Here is a 16,178-nt window from a genome sequence, read left to right as displayed (position 1 = left end):
TACCGACATCACGGAACGCAAACAGATCGAGGAAGAACTGGCCCAGTCCAGGGACGCGGCGCAGGCGGCCAACCGCGCCAAGAGTGAATTCCTGGCCAACATGAGCCACGAGATCCGCACCCCCATGAACGCGGTCATCGGTCTGACGCACCTGGCCCTCCAGACCGACCTGACGCCGAAACAACAGGATTATCTCCACAAGATCCAGAGTTCGGGCCAGGCCCTGCTGGGACTCATCAACGATATCCTCGACCTGTCCAAGATCGAGGCGGACCGGCTGGAACTGGAGCAGATCCCCTTCAGCCTGGAACAGGTTCTGGACCGCATCGCCACCATGACCAGCCTGAAGGCCGAGGAAAAGGGGCTCAAATTCTGCTTCCACCTGGACCCGGCCACGCCGCGCCGCCTGCTGGGGGATCCCCTCCGCCTGGGGCAGATTCTTCTCAATCTGGTCAACAACGCCGTCAAGTTCACGGCTCAGGGCGAAGTGGTCGTCTCCGTGTCACCCGAGGCCCGGGCCGGCGCTCAGATCCGGCTCGGCTTCGCGGTGCGGGACACCGGCATCGGCATCCTGCCGGCACAGCAGGCCCGACTGTTCGAGGTATTTTCCCAGGCCGATGGCTCGACGACGCGCCGCTACGGCGGTACCGGACTGGGGCTGGCCATCAGCAAGAAGCTGGCGGACCTCATGGGGGGTGACATTCGCGTCGAGAGTGCTCCCGGTGTGGGGAGTACCTTTACTTTTATCCTGCCGTTCACCGTGGATCCGTCCGCCCCCGAGGCGGAGCAGGAGGTCATGCCGGCCGCTGAAGTCGCCGCCTTACCGGCGCCGTCCACCGTGGTTGGAGCGCGGGCGTTGCTGGCGGAAGACAACGACATCAATCAAATGGTGGCGCGGGAAATTCTGGAGGGCTTCGGCCTGGTCGTGGAGGTCGCCCGCAACGGGCGCGCGGCCGTGGAGCTGCTCCGCGCCGATCCCACCCGCTGCACCCTGGTCCTCATGGACCTGCAGATGCCGGAGATGGATGGCTTCGAGGCCACCCGGATCATCCGGGAGGAGTTGGGGCTTACGGACCTGCCGATCATCGCCATGACCGCTCATGCCCTGGCGGACGAGCGTCAACACTGTCTGGCCTCTGGGATGAATGACCACGTGGCCAAGCCCATTGATCCGCCGACCCTCCTGACGGTGCTCGCCCGCTGGCTTCCCCTGCGGGGCGAGAAGGGAGAGCCTCCGAACGAGACCGCGACGGCCACTGATCTCCCCGCTGCGCTTCCCGGGGTAGACCTGTCGGCGGCCCTCGGTCGACTCTCGGGCAACCGGGAACTGCTCCTGAAAATGCTGCGGAACTTCGGTCAGGAGTGGTCAGGAACGGCTGAATCCATACAGGTCGCCCTGTCGGCGGGCGATCTACAGCAAGCGCGCCAAAGGGTCCACATGCTGCGCGGAGTGGCGGGTAACCTGTCGATGAGCAAGGTCGCCGCCGCCGCCGAAGCGCTGGAACAGGCGCTGAAGCGGGGCGAGGAGAGCCACGCGATCGAACGCTGCCTGGAGACGCTGGCCACGGCCCTCGCGCCGGTGCAGGCCGGACTGGAACGATTGCCGCCCGCGTCGCCGCTCCCGGTTGACCTCGGCCCCCCGGACTGCGTGCTGTTGGAACCTCAAGTCTGCGAACTGGCCGAATTGCTGCGTCGGCACGACATGAAGGCCGAAGCCTGCTTCGCCGAACTAAGGGTGCGGCTGGGCGCCGGAGCGTGGTCGGCGGCGATGGCTCGCCTGGAGCAGCAGCTTGACCGGCTGGATTTTGCCGCGGCCGGGACAACGCTGGTGGAGGTGGCGGAGCGTCTGGGAATGGCGGCATTGGACCGAGGAAGTGAAAGGGGACTTTGCGATGAATAGGTCATGGTGATTCAACAGCGCCAACTGCAGCACGTCCAGCCTGCCCGGGCCGATTCCATCCAAAAACGTGGCTTTGTGCGAACTGCTTGATGATGCTGGCGCAGACTGATTCCCGCCGGCCGGCGCGTCACGGTCGGCCCGGGCGGACCGGTGCCCGTGCGGCCCGCGGAGTCCGTTTCCCTTGTCGAGCGCCAGGACCATGAGCACCGGACCCGCCCGCTGGATCATGCACCTGGACTTGGACGCCTGCTACGCCGCGGTGGAGCAGCGCGATCACCCGGCCTTGCGCGGCTTGCCGGTCGTGGTTGGCGCCCAGCCCGGCGGACGCGGGGTGGTGGCCACCTGCTCCTACGAGGCGCGCCGCTTCGGCATCCACTCAGCCATGCCGATCCATGAGGCCCACCGCCGCTGTCCGGACGCGGTCTATCTGCGCCCACGCATGGCGCATTATCTGGAGGTCGCCCGCCAGATTCGGATGCTGTATCGGCACCAAAAGCACGCTGAACGGATTGCTCAGAGCATCCGCCCTGACTGTTCCAGTCCCGACGCCGTCAGGCCAGGATGGCCTGACTACGCACGTTCACGGTAAAGCGCCTCGGCCTCCAGTTTCCTTGCGGCCACCATGATCAAAACCCTCAGCGCCTCAGCGCAATGGGAGATAGAGGGCCGTGCGCAACTCCCTGGGGTTGGCGACGCCGGCCGGATCGTTCTCGTAGACTTCCAGCATGGGGCGGTGTTTGTCGAGCTTGAGTTTGAGCATGCGGGCATGGGCGATGGCGGCATACCAGGCGAGTTCCAGGAAGTCATAGCTGCCGGTGAGGGTCACCCGGTAGTGCCGACCGCCGCTGAAGTCCTTGCGGTCGAAGGGGCCGGGGTCGATTCCGGCAGGCGCCGGTAACACGATGTCGCACCTAAAGGTTTTTTTCTTGATGTCGACCTTGTGGTAGGCGCTGAAGGGCGGACCACTGGGCGCGACACCGAGCGACGCGAGATGGGCGGCGAGCCTGGGAAAGCCGTCTTCCATCGCCTGTATCATCGCGTCGATGCCGCCGCTGAAAGGGATGACCAGCGCGCTGTGCGGCTCCAGGGTCGTCTCGCCTTCGAAGCAGAGCTCGGGTCCGCCAGCGTCCGGATCGATGCGGCCGCGCAGCCGCGCCAGACCAAGTTCGTAGTCCTTCCCGATCATCTCGCGGACCATGGGGATCATGGGGCGCAGCAGAAAGGGCATGCGGCCACGCAGGCACCAGGCGACCTCGGTCCCGCCGTCCGCCTCGGCGAATTCCCACCAGACATCCGAGTCTGACTTGAAGGGGCGCTGCATCTCCAGCCGCTGCTCGATGCGTTCCGGCTGATCGAAGCGGACATGGGTCAGGCGGCCGGCGCCGATCGTGTGGCCATCCCAGGTGTAGTAGCCGTCCGGCTGATCTGCCGCGGTGCTGAAGTGACGCTTGGCCTCCGGCTCGTGGAGCAGCCAAGGGCTCCAGTCGCCCCAACTGGAGAAGTCGCGCACCCGATCGAAGACGGTCTGGCGGTCGGTGCGCATGAAAAGACTGCGCCGGACCTCGTAGTCCCTCGGCAGTCGGCTGAGGTACAGGAGTGCACCGGCGAGTACAATGGCAAGGATGAGCAGAAAGGTTGGCATGAGCGTTCTCCGCAGGGGCTGGGTGTTCTTGGACCGAACCAGGACGATAATGCGACCGACATAGGGACCGACACGGAACTCACTATGATGCTGCGATTACTGCAATGCGCATCCGCCGCGATGCTTCTCGCTCTCGGCGGATGTGCCTCAACCACCACGGCGCAGCTCAATCCTGCGCCCCAAGCGCCAGTCTGTGGAAAATCGACGAAGGCCGTTGTCTTTTGGACGACACAGTGGCGAGCGGATCAGAAGGATGTTCTCGCCAGAGAGGCCGCAGCCGCCGATGGGATCAACGCGTTTTTCGAGAAATCAGGATGTTTCAAGTCCGCATCAGTTCAGCGCCTTCACCAGGATTCCATAGATCGCATTCAAACTGCAGTTGCGCAGGCGACAACGGGCCAGGAGAAAGTCGTACTGATCGCGATACGAGAGCTTGGCCCGACAGTCAGGATTGGAGGCTCGCCGGCACTGGTCGAAGGCGGCACCGAAGTCGTTCTCGATATTTCGGAGTACGAGGCCGCCAAGACGGCGCCAAGGCGATTCACTGTCGAATGGCGAAATGGCGGACCAGGTGTACTCAAAGGCGTGGCCTCCCTGCCACACGACTTGCAGGCAGCGCTGGCGACAGGGCTTCAGCCACCCGCCTAAAGCCCTCGTCCCACCTGCGCTGCGCGCTCGGCCTCGATCGCGTCGGCGATGTAGGCGAGCGACAGACCCAGTTCACGGGTCCAGGTCAACTCGATGCGCCAGGTCGCCGCCGGCCGCCAGACCTGCCGCGCGCCACCCTCGCCGCGGCGGATCGCGATGAGACGGCGACCGGGCGTGGAGGCGTAGTCGGGAAAGCGGCTTTGATCCTCGGCCTGGCCGTATTTCTCCACCAACAGGCTTTGGATTTCGTCGAACCGCAATTGGGTGGCGACCCGATAGGAGCGCAAGACCTTATAAATGCGCCCGCCATAGGCCAGCACAAAGACTTGGTCCACATCCTCGGCGAACACCAGCGCCAGGCTTTTGCCCGCGACCTCCTGAGTCAAAGGCGCCGGCGCCGTCTGTAGGAGTGGATTGACGTCGCCGCCAAGACAATAGCGCCCGAAGACCAGCTTCAGGCAGGGGTCCGCGGCGGCGCTGAGGCCGCTCAGCGCCAGACCAAGACCCAACAGGATCGCGACAGTCGTCAGGCCCAAGCGTCTGCCCATGGTCCCCATCTCTCTGGTTGCGATCATGACAGGATAACCGATCAGCCCGAAACGCGTCGTCGGCGGTTCGTCATCAGCGGCCGGATTGCACGAAACCAATGTCTTGGGAACCTTTGCAGTAACTTCTCAATAACCCGCGGCAAACAGCCGATGCGGCTCCGCAAGTCTATGTTTCTCCAAGGGTAGCCCGTGGGCTTGCCGTGACTTATTGAGAAGTTACCCTTTGCAAGGGGCCGCGCGGTCACCCGACAGACGATCCAGCCGGCAGCGATTGCAAGGTCACCGGCCCACACCAGAGCCGCGTCACGAGCCCATGGCCGGCCACCGGGCAACCGCTGGTCCAGAAGCGTTCCGCTCCGCTCCGGCCCGGGTCGGCCAATAAACCGACCGACTCCAATCGATGTCTGACCTGGCGGGCGACCGCGGCGCCCGAGTCCAGCACGGTCACCGCGGGACCGGCAAGATCCTGGATGACGGGGGTGAGATAGGGGTAATGGGTGCAGCCCAGGACGACGGTGTCCGCCCCCCGCGCGAGCAGCGGGTTGAGGTAGTCCGCCAGCAGAGCGCGGATGGTCTCACTGTCCAGGTCGCCCGCCTCGACCCGCTCCACCAGACCGGGACAGGGTTGCAGCAGGAACTGGGCCCCAGGACCAAGACGCTCCAGGAGCAGGCTGAACCTCGGGCTCGCCAGGGTCGCGCGGGTCGCCAGCACCCCGATGATCCCGCTGCGGGTCAACCCCAAGGCCGGCTTGACCGCCGGTTCCATCGCGATGATGGGCACCGGATAGCGGGCGCGCAGCAAGCGCGCCGCCGCGCCGGTGGCGGTGTTACAGGCCACCACGACGGCCTTGGCACCGCGCGCGATCAGGAACTCGGTGAGCACCAGGGCGCGCGCCTCGATCACCTCCAAGGGCTTGTCGCCATAGGGCGCGTATCCGGAGTCGGCGATGTACAGCAGATTTTCGGCAGGCAGTTCGCGGCGGATCTCCTTGAGGACGGTGAGTCCGCCGACGCCGGAATCGAACACCCCGATGGGCTGATCAGGGGTCATGGTCAGCCGGTCATCCGCCGGTAGATGTCCGCGACCCGGTAGGGCAGCTTGGCGACTTTCTCGACCAGGGTGTAGCCGGCCGGCCCGAACATATGGGGCAGATAGTCCTGGGCCTGATCATCGACCGTGATGCAGAAGGGGTGAACACCCTGACTGCGCGCCTCCAGGATGGCCTGGCGGGTGTCCGCGATCCCGTAATCCCCCCGGTAACCGTCCTCGTCGTCCGGGCGCCCGTCGGAGATCGTCAGCAGGACGCGGGTACGCGCATCGACCGCCAGGAGCTTGCGCGTCAGGTGACGAATGGTCACGCCCATGCGCGTGTAGTCCTGGGGCCGGATGCCGCTGATCCGGTCCTGGACCGCCGTGTCGTACGGTTCGGCAAAGGTTTTCACCGGAAACGCCTCGCAGCGCATGTGGGTATAACCGGAAAAGCCGTAGATCGCGTAGCGGTCGCCCAGCAGTTCCAAGGCTTCACAGAGCAACACCAGCGACTCGCGGCACACCTCGTTGATCCAACCCTTGGTGGAGCCGCTCATATCCACCATAAACAGGACGGCCACGTTGCGGTCCAGCTTGCGGCGACGCTGAAACAGGCGGTCGGTTTGCTCCCGCTCCAGATGGAAGCGCGGCGGTTCGCCCGCGGCGACGCCCGGCCGGTTCGCCAGTTCAGCGGCGATAACCGCCAGGGCGGCGACGAACTGATCCCGTTCACGGGCGCTGCGTGCGGCCACCACCTCGGCGACGCGCTCCGGCTGCAGTTCGCCCTGGTAGCACAAGGGTTCGAGCGGCGCGATGCCGGCCCGATACAGTTCGGCCGTCAGTGTCCAGGAGTGGGCCGCGTCCGCGTCCGCCGCGCGCAAACACGCGGCGGCATCCTGCCAGTCGGGCGGGAGCGGCGGGCGGGCGCCCAATCGGTCCATGTCGCGCGCCAGACCGGGCAGTTCAGCCCTGATCCGCGCGTCGAGCCGCAACCCCTCCAGCGCAGCGAACAAGGCCAGCGCGCGCTGCCGGTCGGCGTAGGGCGCCAACTGGCCCAGCGCGGGTTCGCGCCAGGTACCGAACCAGTTCTGGGCCCAGAGAAAAGCGATCAGGCATTTATAGAGCCGGAAGTTCTCGGCGCGGCTCGCAAAGCGGGTGATAGCGGCCGGGACGAACAGCGTCTCGGTGTCGGTGTAGGCCGTGTCCCCGACCGCCAGCCGCAATCGGCGGCCGGCCAAGCCGGTGGTGAAGGCGTCCAGCACCTGGGCCAGATCCGCGAACCGCTGGCCGTCGCGACCGGCCCGCCGGGTTAGTGCATCGTCCGCCACCCGCCGCAGGGCGCGGATGCCACCCTGACTGCCCTGGTGGTCATAAATGGCCAGCAAGTCGATCACCCAGTCGGGGATTTCCGCATCGGGCAGTGCGCGCAAGACGTCACTCATCCGGGCGGTGCGCACGCGCGCCAGGAACTCTTCCTGGCTCAGTTCTTCGCCGATGGTCTTGTCATCACTCACTGATCGCGCGTCTTAGATATCGAAACTCGCCCACACCGGACAATGATCAGAGGGCCGGTCCATGGCGCGGAGTTCATAGTCGATGCCAACCTCGAGCAGACGCTCTTTCAGCGGGGCGGTGACCAGGATCAGGTCGATGCGCAGGCCGCGCCGGGGATCCCGTTCGAAGCCTTTGGAACGATAATCGAACCAACTGAATCGGTCATCCGCCGCCGGATGCATGACGCGAAAGGCGTCGTGCAGACCCCAGTCGGTGAGGACCTTGAGCCATTCCCGCTCCTCGGGCAGAAAGCTGCACTTGCCTTCCCTGAGCCAGCGTTTGGCGTTGTCCGCGCCGATGCCGATGTCGAGATCCAAAGGCGCCACATTCATATCGCCCATCACCACGACCTGCTGATCAGGTGTAAAACACTCTCGCAAATACTCGGCTAACGCGTGATAGAAGCGCGCCTTGCCGGGAAACTTGACCGGGTGATCGCGACTCTCGCCCTGCGGGAAGTACCCATTGATGACGGCGACTTCGCCGCCATCCGCCAACGCGTAACGGCCGGTGATCGCGCGCCGTTGGGCGTCCTCGTTATCGCCCGGAAATCCCTTGACGATCGCCAGCGGCTCGTCCCGGCTCAGCAGGGCGACGCCATAATGCCCCTTCTGCCCATGAAAACGGGTGCGATATCCCATCCCCTCCACCATCGCCAGTGGAAACTCGGCATCCGCAACCTTGCACTCCTGAAGGCCCAGCACATCCGGGGCGAGCCGCGTCTTGAGCGCCTCCAACTGATGCGGCCGGGCCCGGATTCCATTGATGTTGAATGAGCAGAGTTTGAACACGTCGGGGTCTCCGGACGGCGAAAGGAATCGTGCAATGGAAGGAACATCAGGCACCGCTGAAGAGAAACGCCCCCCGTGGGAGCGGCGTCCCGCCGCTATGCGGTGCGGCGGTGACCGCTAAGCCTGCAACGACGCGCCCGGCCCGTCGCGGCGGGACGCCGCTCCCACAGGGTCGCTGCGCGACTTTCACGGTAAGCTTCGACCTTCAGCCGGCCGCGCTCCGCCCGATCAATTCGAGTACCGCCAGTGCCGCCTTCCGGGCCGCGTCGTGACGCAGTCCCGCGTGGATGCGGGCATACTCGGCAGTGATCACCGAGACCCGCGCCGGGTCATCCAGCAAGTCCAGCAGTGCCGGCGCCATCAGGTCCGCCCGGCATCGATCCTGAAGAAACTCGGGTGCCAGTTCGCGCCCCGCGAGCAGGTTGGCCATGGCCGCGTAGGGGACTTTCACCAGACGTAACTGCGTCACCAAATGATAGGTGAAGGGATGGACCCGATAGCCGACCACCATCGGGCGCTTGAGCAGGAGTGTCTCCAGGGTCGCGGTGCCGGAGGCCGTGAGCACACAGTCCGCCGCGGCAATGACCTCGCGCGAGCGCCCATCCACCAGCGTGACGGGCAAGTTGGGGGCCAGGCGTTCGAGGACCGCGCTGAAATGCGCGCGCAGCCGCGCGTTGACCAAGGGCACCACGAAACGCAACTCCGGCCGTGCGTCCAGGCAACGCAGCGCGGTCTCGATGAAGGGCACCGCGAGACGCTCCATCTCACCGAGCCGACTACCCGGCAGCACGGCAATCAGTGGCCCGGTTGCGGGCAGGCCCAGCACGCGGCGGGCGGCCGATTGGTCGACCACCAGGGGAATCTGATCGGCCAGCGGGTGGCCGACATAGCGGGCCGGCACCCCATGCGCACGCAGAAAGGATTCCTCGAACGGAAAGACGCAGAGCATCAGATCGACCGCGCGCCGAATGCCTTTCACCCGACCCGGACGCCAGGCCCAGACCGTTGGGCTCACGACATGGACGGTGCGAATCCCGGCCGCCCGCAGACGCCGCTCGAGACCCAGATTGAAATCAGGCGCATCGACGCCGATGAAGACATCCGGCTGGTCTTTGAGGAAAAACCTCAGGAGTTCACGCCGCAATCCGAGCAGTTCGCGCAAATGGCCGATCACTTCGGTCAAACCCATGACCGATAACCGCTCCATCGGGAACAGGGTCGCGCAGCCCGCATCGAGCATCCGCGGTCCGGCCACCCCGATACAGCGAACCCCCGGCGCCAACCGCGCGAGTTCGGCAATCACGGCGGCACCCAGGATGTCCCCCGAAACCTCGTTGGCAACGATACCGACGCGCAGCGCGGGAACCTCGGCCATCAGCGCACAATGCTGCGGCTGCTATCCGCCACGAAGGCCGCCAGGGGAGCGATCTCCGGGCTGGTCTGCGCCAGAACCCGCAGACGCTCCAGGGCCTCATCCAGCTTGAGGCCACCCATGTAGAGTGCCCGATAGGCACGTTTGATCACCGTGATCGCCTCCGGCGTAAAGCCGCGGCGGCGCAAACCCTCGGCGTTGATCCCGTGAGGGGCCGCAGGCTGACCAGCGACAGTGACATAAGGAGGCACATCTTTGCTCAGGGCCGATCCCATGGCGCAGAAACAATGAGCGCCCAGGCGGCAGAACTGGTGGACGATGGTAAAGCCGCCCAAAATGGCCCAGTCCTGGACCTCCACATGCCCGCCCAGAGAAGCCGCATTCGCCATGATCACATGGTTGCCGATCCGGCAATCGTGGGCGACATGGGTGTAGGCCATGAACAGGTTGTCGTTCCCAATGCGGGTGACCCCCTGATCCTGGACGGTGCCGCGGTGCAGGGTGGCGCACTCGCGAATCTGGTTGCGATCACCGATCTCGAGCCGGGTCTCCTCGCCGCCGTATTTCATGTCCTGCGGGTCTTCCCCGACGGACGCGAACTGGAAGATCCGATTGTCCCGCCCGATCCGCGTGGGACCGCGAATGACCGCATGGGGTCCAATACGTGTGCCGGCGCCAACCTCCACGCCTGGTCCGATCACCGTGAACGGACCAACCTCCACCCCAGGCGCCAGCAGGGCGCCCGGATCGATGATGGCACTCGGGTGAATCAAGCGGTGAAGTCCCGCGCCGTGCACATGATCTCCGCCGAGGCGACGATCCGGTCATCCACGCGCGCCTCGCCGTCGAACTTCCAGATGCCGCGACGCACCGCCAATAACTTCACGGTCAGGAACAACTGATCACCCGGCTCCACCGGGCGCTTGAAACGCGCCTTATCGATACCGACGAAGTAATACAGCGCTTTCTCGCCCACCTCTTCCGGGCGCGAGGCCATGGCCAGCAAACCCGTTGCCTGGGCCAGCGCCTCGATGATCAGCACCCCCGGCATCACCGGACGCACCGGGAAGTGCCCGACAAAATAGGGTTCGTTGTAGGACACATTCTTGAGCGCGACCAGATAGTCATCGCGCTTGAAATCCACCACCCGATCGACCAGCAAAAAAGGATACCGATGCGGCAGCACGCTCAGCACCTTATGAATATCCATGGTGATCCGCTCAGGGGTGATCACAGCGGGTTGCGCGCCCCCGACCATTGGCCCCGCGTCCGTTGGATTAGGCTCAAATGCCTGCATCAGTCTTCCTCCTGCCCGGGCGCGGCGCTCAACAGTGCCACGCGCGCTTCGAGTTGCTTAAGTCGGCGCGACAACTCATCAAGGTGCCTGAACCGCGCCACGTTACGCCGCCATTCCGCGCTGGGCATGGCTGGTATTCCACTACTGTAAGACCCCGCGTCCGGAAACGAGCGGGTGACCATCGCCTGGCCGGTAAAGTGGACCTGATCGCCGATCACGAGATGCCCGGCCATGCCGACGGCCCCCGCGATCGTGCAGTTGCGGCCGATCAGGGTCGACCCCGAGATCCCGGTCATCGCCGCCATGGCGGTATGCTCACCGACCTGCACGTTATGACCGATCTGAATATGATTATCTAACTTGACCCCGTCACCGATGCGGGTGTCACCGATGGCGCCGCGGTCCACCGTGGTATTGGCGCCGATCTCCACATCGTCACCGAGTACCGCCCGCCCAACCTGCGGGATGCGCACCCACCGCTCTCCATCCTTCGCAAAACCAAAACCGGCACGGCCGATCACGGCTCCCGGATACAACAAGGCACGCTTGCCGACCCGTGTGCCATGACACAGAGTCACGCGTGCCACCAAACGGCTATCCGCGTCGATCTCCACGCCCTCGCCGATGATACAGCCGGGGCCGATGAACACCCGCGGCCCGATCCGGGCCCCCGCTTCAATCACCGAGGTGGGTCCGATCCAGGCACTGCAATCGATCCGGGCGGTCGCATCGACGACGGCGGACGCATGAACACCGCCGATTACCGGCTGCTCCGGAAACAGCAATTGCGCGGCCCGCGCAAAACTCAAGTAGGGATTGCGGCTGATGACGACGGGCACGACGGCCGCATCGGCATCCGCTTCGGTCAGGATCACGACCCCGGCGCGGGTCTCCGCGAGATGATGACGATACTTCCGATCGCCCAGGAAACTAAGGCAGTCGGACCCCGCGCTCACCAAATCGGCGACGCGTGACACGCGGCTGCGCGGGTCGCCTCGATAAGGTTCACCCAGCCGACCCGCGAGTTCTTCAAGAAGAATTCCATCTGCCGTCACGCCAGCATCTCCTGTCACGACATCCACTCGCTCCGGCTCACTTGCTGCCTGAATCCCGTTTCAGCCGCTCGATGACCAGGTCCGAAATATCCATACGCGGGCTGTAGTACACCAGACCCTCGGTAATCACCAGGTCGATCCCTTGTTCTTTAGCGAGTTCTACCACCACCTCACGGACTTGCTTTGCCAGTTTGGTGCGCAACTCATTCTGACGCAAGGCGACGTCTTCCTGAAACTCATCCTGTGCGTACTTGAGCTTGCGCGTGCGGCTGCGAATGTCGTTTTGCAGCCGCTGCATCTCGCTCTCGCTCATCAGCGCGGAATCACGCTCAAGCTTGCGCTGCAGAATCGTGATCTGCTCCTGCTGCTGACGCAGGTTGCGCTCACGCTCTTCAACCTCAACCTGCAGCGCCTTGCCCGCCGCCTCGTATTGCGGTGAGAGTTCCACCACCCGGTTCGGATCGACAACGCCGATCTTGTATTGATCCGCACCGACCCACGGCGCCGACACCAAGGTCAGAACGATGACTCCGACTTGCGAGCACTTCACGTTCGGTGCTCGGGACTCAGAAGGTCTGGCCGATGCCGAACTGGAAGATCTGGGTCTCATCCTCCGGCTTCGAATTCAGCGGCCAGCCCATGCTGAGGGTCAAGGCCCCGACCGGTGATAACCAACTGGCGGCGATACCGGTTGAGTACCTCACTTCACCGAAATTGAAGCCGGTCGGCGCGACCAGGGGGGTGTCCTGAGTGACCCAGACGTTACCCACGTCAAAAAACAATCCCACGCGCACCGTCTTCTCGATCTCTCCACCCAGTGGCGGCGCCGCCATCAGCTCAATGCTGCCAACCACTTTGACATTGCCACCCACCGGATCATCCGTCAGGAGCGTCTCGCGCGGTCCCAGTGAGTTGGCGACATAACCACGCACCGAGCGCGGACCACCGGCGTAGTAGTTTTCCCAGAACGGTAGATAATCCAGGTCGCCGTAACCGTCGCCGTAGCCAAGATCCGCACTCAAGGAAAGGACGAAGCGGGAAGTCAACGGGATGTAACTGTTGCCCTGATAGCCGATTCGGTAGTAAGTCAGATCGCTGCCTGGTATCGCGAATTCGCCGCGTACGGTCTGGATATTCCCTTTCCTGGGGAAGACGGCCTTATCGCGCGTGTCCTTGACATAGCTCGCGCTGAAAATGAAATCGTTGAATTGGGATCCGTTCTGCAGAACGAAATCCTGAGCCAGCACGGAATAGCCGGCCATGAACTCGGTGTACTGGTAGCGCAGCGCCATACCGGCCCGACTGGTCGCCGAGATCGGCAACCCGAAGTTCATCCCGACGATACCGACATTGGTCGCGTAATCGGCACCGATCAGATTACTGAAGTTCGTCTCGCGGTAAGACAACTCGAAACCGCGGCTGATGCCGTCGATCGTGTAGTACGGATTCTGGTAGCTGAACTGGTATAAAGTGTTGGCGTCACTGGTGTTGAACGCCAGCGACACCCGTTTCCCGGTCCCCAGGAAGTTGTTCTGATTGATGCTCGCGTTGAACAGAACGCCCTGTGACTGCGAGTAGCCGATGCCAGCCATCAGATTGCCCGCGGGCTTCTCGCGGACCGTGAAATTGACATCGACCTGATCCGCGGTGCCGGGCACCGGCGGAGTCTCGGTGGTCACATCGTCAAAATAGCCCAGCCGATTGAGGCGTTCGCGTGACTCCTTGACCAGGGCCGCGGAAAACCAGGCGCTCTCCAACTGACGCAGTTCGCGCCGTAACACCTCGTCACGGGTGCGGGTATTGCCTTTCATGTTGACGCGGCGAACATAGACACGCTTACCCGGATCCACGAAAAAGGTCACCACCACCTGCTTGGTCGCGTCGTTGACCTCCGGTACCGGATTGACGTTGGCGAAGGCATAACCCTCATCGCCGAGCAAAGCGGAGATACGCTCGGCGCTTTCGGTGGTCAATTTGCGCGAGAAGTGCTCGCCCCGCCGCAACTGGATCATCGGAAACACTTTCTCTACGGGAACCGCGGGCTCACCAGCCAGCTTGATGTCGCTTACCGTGTAAGGACTACCCTCGTCGACCACGACCGTGACATAAATCTCTTTCTTATCGGCACTGATCGAGACCTGCGTCGACTTGATATCGAACTTGATATAGCCGCGGTCGAGGTAAAAGGAACGCAACCGCTCCAGATCACCCGCGAGCTTTTGCTTCGAGTACTGATCGTTCTTGGAATAAAATGAATGCCAACCGGTGGCACCGAGGTCGAACTGTTTGAGCAGTTTTTTGGTGTCGAACGCCTGGTTCCCGATGATATTGATCTGCTTGATGCGCGCCGTGAGACCTTCGGTCACGTCGATGCGTATCGCTACCCGATTACGCTCGAGCGGGGAAACGGTGGAGACGATCAGGACACCGTATTTGCCGCGTGAGAAATACTGGCGCTCCAGTTCCTGTTCGATGCGATCGAGCACAGAGCGGTTGAAAACCCTGCCCTCTTTTAAGCCGATCTCCTCAATGGCCTTACGCAGGGTCGCTTCATCGATATCCTTGTTGCCGACAAACTCGATCTGAGCGATCGCCGGACGCTCCTGAACGGTCAGCACCAACACACGGCCGTCACGTTCCACCCGCACATCGTCAAAAAATCCGGTCTGGTAAAGGGCGCGGATAATATTCGCGGTCACATCGTCCCCGACGGTATCACCGACCTGTACCGGGAGATAGTTGAACACCGTCCCTGGGGCGATGCGCTGCAGACCCTCGATCCGGATATCGGCAATCTGGAACTGATCCGCGGACACGGCGCCGCCAAACAGCATCGCACATGTCATCAGCAGGGCAACCAGAGGACGGCGCGTGCCGCCGCCGATGCCAGCAATTAGAACGCGCACAGGCACTTCCCCTCGATCAAGCCAGAGACCGTCGCGCAAAGCGGCGGCTAAAGGCAGGTAGTATAAGGGATCATCAGCGGCTAACCAAAGATCCGGGAGAGATCCAGATAAAAGGCCAGCCCCATCAGGGCGGCCAGCATGACGATTCCAAGCTTCTGGCCCTGCAACTGAGCGGCCTCGGAGAGCGGGCTGCCCTTGATCCACTCAATGACGAAGTACAGCAGGTGGCCCCCGTCAAGGATCGGAATCGGCAATAAATTCAAGACCCCAAGACTGATGCTGACGACCGCCAGAAACTTCAGAAACGAGTCGAATCCGATGGTCGCGGTCTGACCCGCGGCCTTGGCGATGGTGATCGGCCCGCTGAGATTCTCCAGCGAAGCCTGCCCCACCAGCATGCGCCCGATCACGCGCACGGTCAGGTAGCTCAGGTCGCCGGTCTTGACCAGGGCCGCAACCAAGGCCTCGACCGGGCCATAGCGGACCTGAACGCGCTCCACCAGAACCTCGGCACCGATGCGTCCGACCGTCGCGCCATCCTTTTCGGCCGCGCGGGGAGTCAGTGCGATCGTGAGGGGTTCGCCGTCCCGCTCGATGGCAACCCGCAACGCCTGCCCCGGACTGGCCTGCACTGTCTCGACCCAGTGATCCCAATCCCTGATCGGGTCGCCGTCCGCACTCAGAATGCGGTCACCGACCGCCAGACCCGCCTGCGCCGCCGGCTCACCCCGGATCAGCTTACCGATAATCGCGGGAAACCGGGGCTTTTGCGGACGCAGTCCGAGCCCTTCGAGGACGCTGGCGTCTTCCGGCAGAGCCGCCAAACGCTCCGCGTCGATCCAGCGCTCCTGTTCCCGTCCGGAGGCGTCGCGCACCGTCACGCGCAGGTCCTGGCCGCTCCGCTGCTCCACCATCAGAGCGAACACGACGCGCTCCCAAATCGGCGCGTCACGGTCACCCACACGCACCAGGGCGTCGCCTTCCCGAAAACCGGCCTGAGCCGCAATCGAATCCGGCTCGACCGACGCCACGACGGCACGCAGACCGGACTCTCCGGCCATGAACACGGCCCAGTACGCGAGGATCGCGAACAAAAAGTTGAACGCAGGCCCGGCCGCGACAATGGCGAAGCGCTTCCACAGAACCTGACGATTGAACGCCTGATCAACCTGGTGCGCCGGGACTTCTTCCTCACGCTCATCGAGCATCTTGACGTAGCCGCCGAGGGGAATGGCGGCGAGCACATACTCGGTCGTGTCCGGGTTGCGCTGATAGCGCAGCAGTGCGCGTCCAAACCCGATAGAGAAACACAGGACCTTGACCCCGACCAGGCGCGCGACCCAGAAGTGACCAAATTCGTGAACGCTGATCAGGATCGCCAGCGCGATCAGGAAATAGAGGATATCGAGTGGCAGCGGCATGGACATGGCGTGCG

General features: G+C 63.7%; 14 protein-coding genes and 1 pseudogene. 3 read left to right on the top strand and 12 right to left on the bottom strand.

Annotated elements, in window-relative coordinates; genetic code table 11:
- On the top strand, positions 1-1,900 hold a 1,900-nt coding region (locus QZY03_RS08025), incomplete at its 5' end, for an ATP-binding protein (protein ID WP_295579913.1).
- 199 nt (positions 1,901-2,099) lie between these two features.
- A pseudogene (locus QZY03_RS08020) lies at positions 2,100-2,387 on the top strand (DNA polymerase IV); the annotation flags it as partial.
- A 156-nt stretch (positions 2,388-2,543) separates the two neighbouring features.
- Here the strand turns inward: QZY03_RS08020 and QZY03_RS08015 are convergent.
- Positions 2,544-3,542, bottom strand: coding sequence for an SRPBCC family protein (locus QZY03_RS08015; RefSeq protein ID WP_295579911.1), 999 nt, complete (start codon positions 3,540-3,542; stop codon positions 2,544-2,546).
- 84 nt (positions 3,543-3,626) lie between these two features.
- On the opposite strand from QZY03_RS08015, the gene QZY03_RS08010 reads away from it, so the two are divergent.
- Positions 3,627-4,190: a hypothetical protein gene (locus QZY03_RS08010; RefSeq protein WP_295579910.1), complete on the top strand. Its 564-nt coding sequence runs from the start codon at positions 3,627-3,629 to the stop codon at positions 4,188-4,190.
- Here QZY03_RS08010 and QZY03_RS08005 read toward each other — a convergent pair.
- From QZY03_RS08005 to rseP, 11 genes are all read right to left on the bottom strand, one after another.
- Positions 4,187-4,765 carry a hypothetical protein gene (locus tag QZY03_RS08005; RefSeq protein WP_295579909.1) on the bottom strand — a complete coding sequence of 193 codons (579 nt, stop codon included), beginning with the start codon at positions 4,763-4,765 and terminating at the stop codon, positions 4,187-4,189. The genes QZY03_RS08010 and QZY03_RS08005 overlap by 4 nt on opposite strands.
- 214 nt (positions 4,766-4,979) lie before the next feature.
- A complete protein-coding gene (gene murI, locus QZY03_RS08000) occupies positions 4,980-5,789 on the bottom strand; it encodes a glutamate racemase (RefSeq protein WP_295579907.1) in 810 nt (269 codons plus the stop codon).
- Between the two features lie 2 nt (positions 5,790-5,791).
- Positions 5,792-7,282, bottom strand: a complete 1,491-nt coding sequence (locus QZY03_RS07995; protein WP_295579906.1) for a VWA domain-containing protein — start codon at positions 7,280-7,282, stop codon at positions 5,792-5,794.
- Positions 7,283-7,294: 12 nt separating this feature from the next.
- Positions 7,295-8,113 carry an exodeoxyribonuclease III gene (gene xthA / locus QZY03_RS07990; protein ID WP_295579905.1) on the bottom strand — a complete coding sequence of 273 codons (819 nt, stop codon included), beginning with the start codon at positions 8,111-8,113 and terminating at the stop codon, positions 7,295-7,297.
- A 205-nt stretch (positions 8,114-8,318) separates the two neighbouring features.
- Complete coding sequence (gene lpxB / locus QZY03_RS07985; protein ID WP_295579904.1) at positions 8,319-9,488, bottom strand: lipid-A-disaccharide synthase; 1,170 nt, start codon at positions 9,486-9,488, stop codon at positions 8,319-8,321.
- The gene (gene lpxA / locus QZY03_RS07980) at positions 9,488-10,258 is read right to left on the bottom strand and encodes an acyl-ACP--UDP-N-acetylglucosamine O-acyltransferase (protein ID WP_295579903.1); all 771 of its coding nucleotides are present in this window, start codon (positions 10,256-10,258) and stop codon (positions 9,488-9,490) included. The genes lpxB and lpxA overlap by 1 nt, the downstream gene beginning before the upstream one ends.
- On the bottom strand, positions 10,255-10,695 hold the full coding sequence (gene fabZ / locus QZY03_RS07975) for a 3-hydroxyacyl-ACP dehydratase FabZ (RefSeq protein WP_295579902.1): 441 nt from the start codon (positions 10,693-10,695) through the stop codon (positions 10,255-10,257). The genes lpxA and fabZ overlap by 4 nt, the downstream gene beginning before the upstream one ends.
- An 86-nt stretch (positions 10,696-10,781) precedes the next feature.
- Positions 10,782-11,837, bottom strand: coding sequence for a UDP-3-O-(3-hydroxymyristoyl)glucosamine N-acyltransferase (lpxD, locus tag QZY03_RS07970; RefSeq protein ID WP_295579900.1), 1,056 nt, complete (start codon positions 11,835-11,837; stop codon positions 10,782-10,784).
- Positions 11,838-11,874: 37 nt separating this feature from the next.
- Positions 11,875-12,351, bottom strand: coding sequence for an OmpH family outer membrane protein (locus QZY03_RS07965; RefSeq protein WP_295579898.1), 477 nt, complete (start codon positions 12,349-12,351; stop codon positions 11,875-11,877).
- A gap of 52 nt (positions 12,352-12,403) precedes the next feature.
- Entirely contained in the window at positions 12,404-14,683 is a 2,280-nt protein-coding gene (gene bamA, locus QZY03_RS07960; RefSeq protein WP_295579916.1) for an outer membrane protein assembly factor BamA, read from the bottom strand.
- A 140-nt stretch (positions 14,684-14,823) separates the two neighbouring features.
- Complete coding sequence (gene rseP / locus QZY03_RS07955; protein WP_295579896.1) at positions 14,824-16,170, bottom strand: RIP metalloprotease RseP; 1,347 nt, start codon at positions 16,168-16,170, stop codon at positions 14,824-14,826.
- Positions 16,171-16,178: the final 8 nt, after the last annotated feature.

It is taken from the genome of uncultured Lamprocystis sp., from assembly GCF_903933125.1.
GTDB lineage: Bacteria > Pseudomonadota > Gammaproteobacteria > Chromatiales > Chromatiaceae > Thiodictyon.
The sequence above is the reverse complement of the archived record's forward strand: the minus strand, read 5'-3'. Positions and strand labels throughout refer to the sequence as shown.

Coding starts and splice junctions, on each gene's coding strand:
- QZY03_RS08005 (WP_295579909.1), bottom strand. CDS start 4,765: ATGATCGCAACCAGAGAGATGGGGACCATGGGCAGACGCTTGGGCCTG.
- lpxB (WP_295579904.1), bottom strand. CDS start 9,488: ATGGCCGAGGTTCCCGCGCTGCGCGTCGGTATCGTTGCCAACGAGGTT.
- bamA (WP_295579916.1), bottom strand. CDS start 14,683: ATGACATGTGCGATGCTGTTTGGCGGCGCCGTGTCCGCGGATCAGTTC.
- QZY03_RS08010 (WP_295579910.1), top strand. CDS start 3,627: ATGATGCTGCGATTACTGCAATGCGCATCCGCCGCGATGCTTCTCGCT.
- murI (WP_295579907.1), bottom strand. CDS start 5,789: ATGACCCCTGATCAGCCCATCGGGGTGTTCGATTCCGGCGTCGGCGGA.
- rseP (WP_295579896.1), bottom strand. CDS start 16,170: ATGTCCATGCCGCTGCCACTCGATATCCTCTATTTCCTGATCGCGCTG.
- QZY03_RS08015 (WP_295579911.1), bottom strand. CDS start 3,542: ATGCCAACCTTTCTGCTCATCCTTGCCATTGTACTCGCCGGTGCACTC.
- fabZ (WP_295579902.1), bottom strand. CDS start 10,695: ATGGATATTCATAAGGTGCTGAGCGTGCTGCCGCATCGGTATCCTTTT.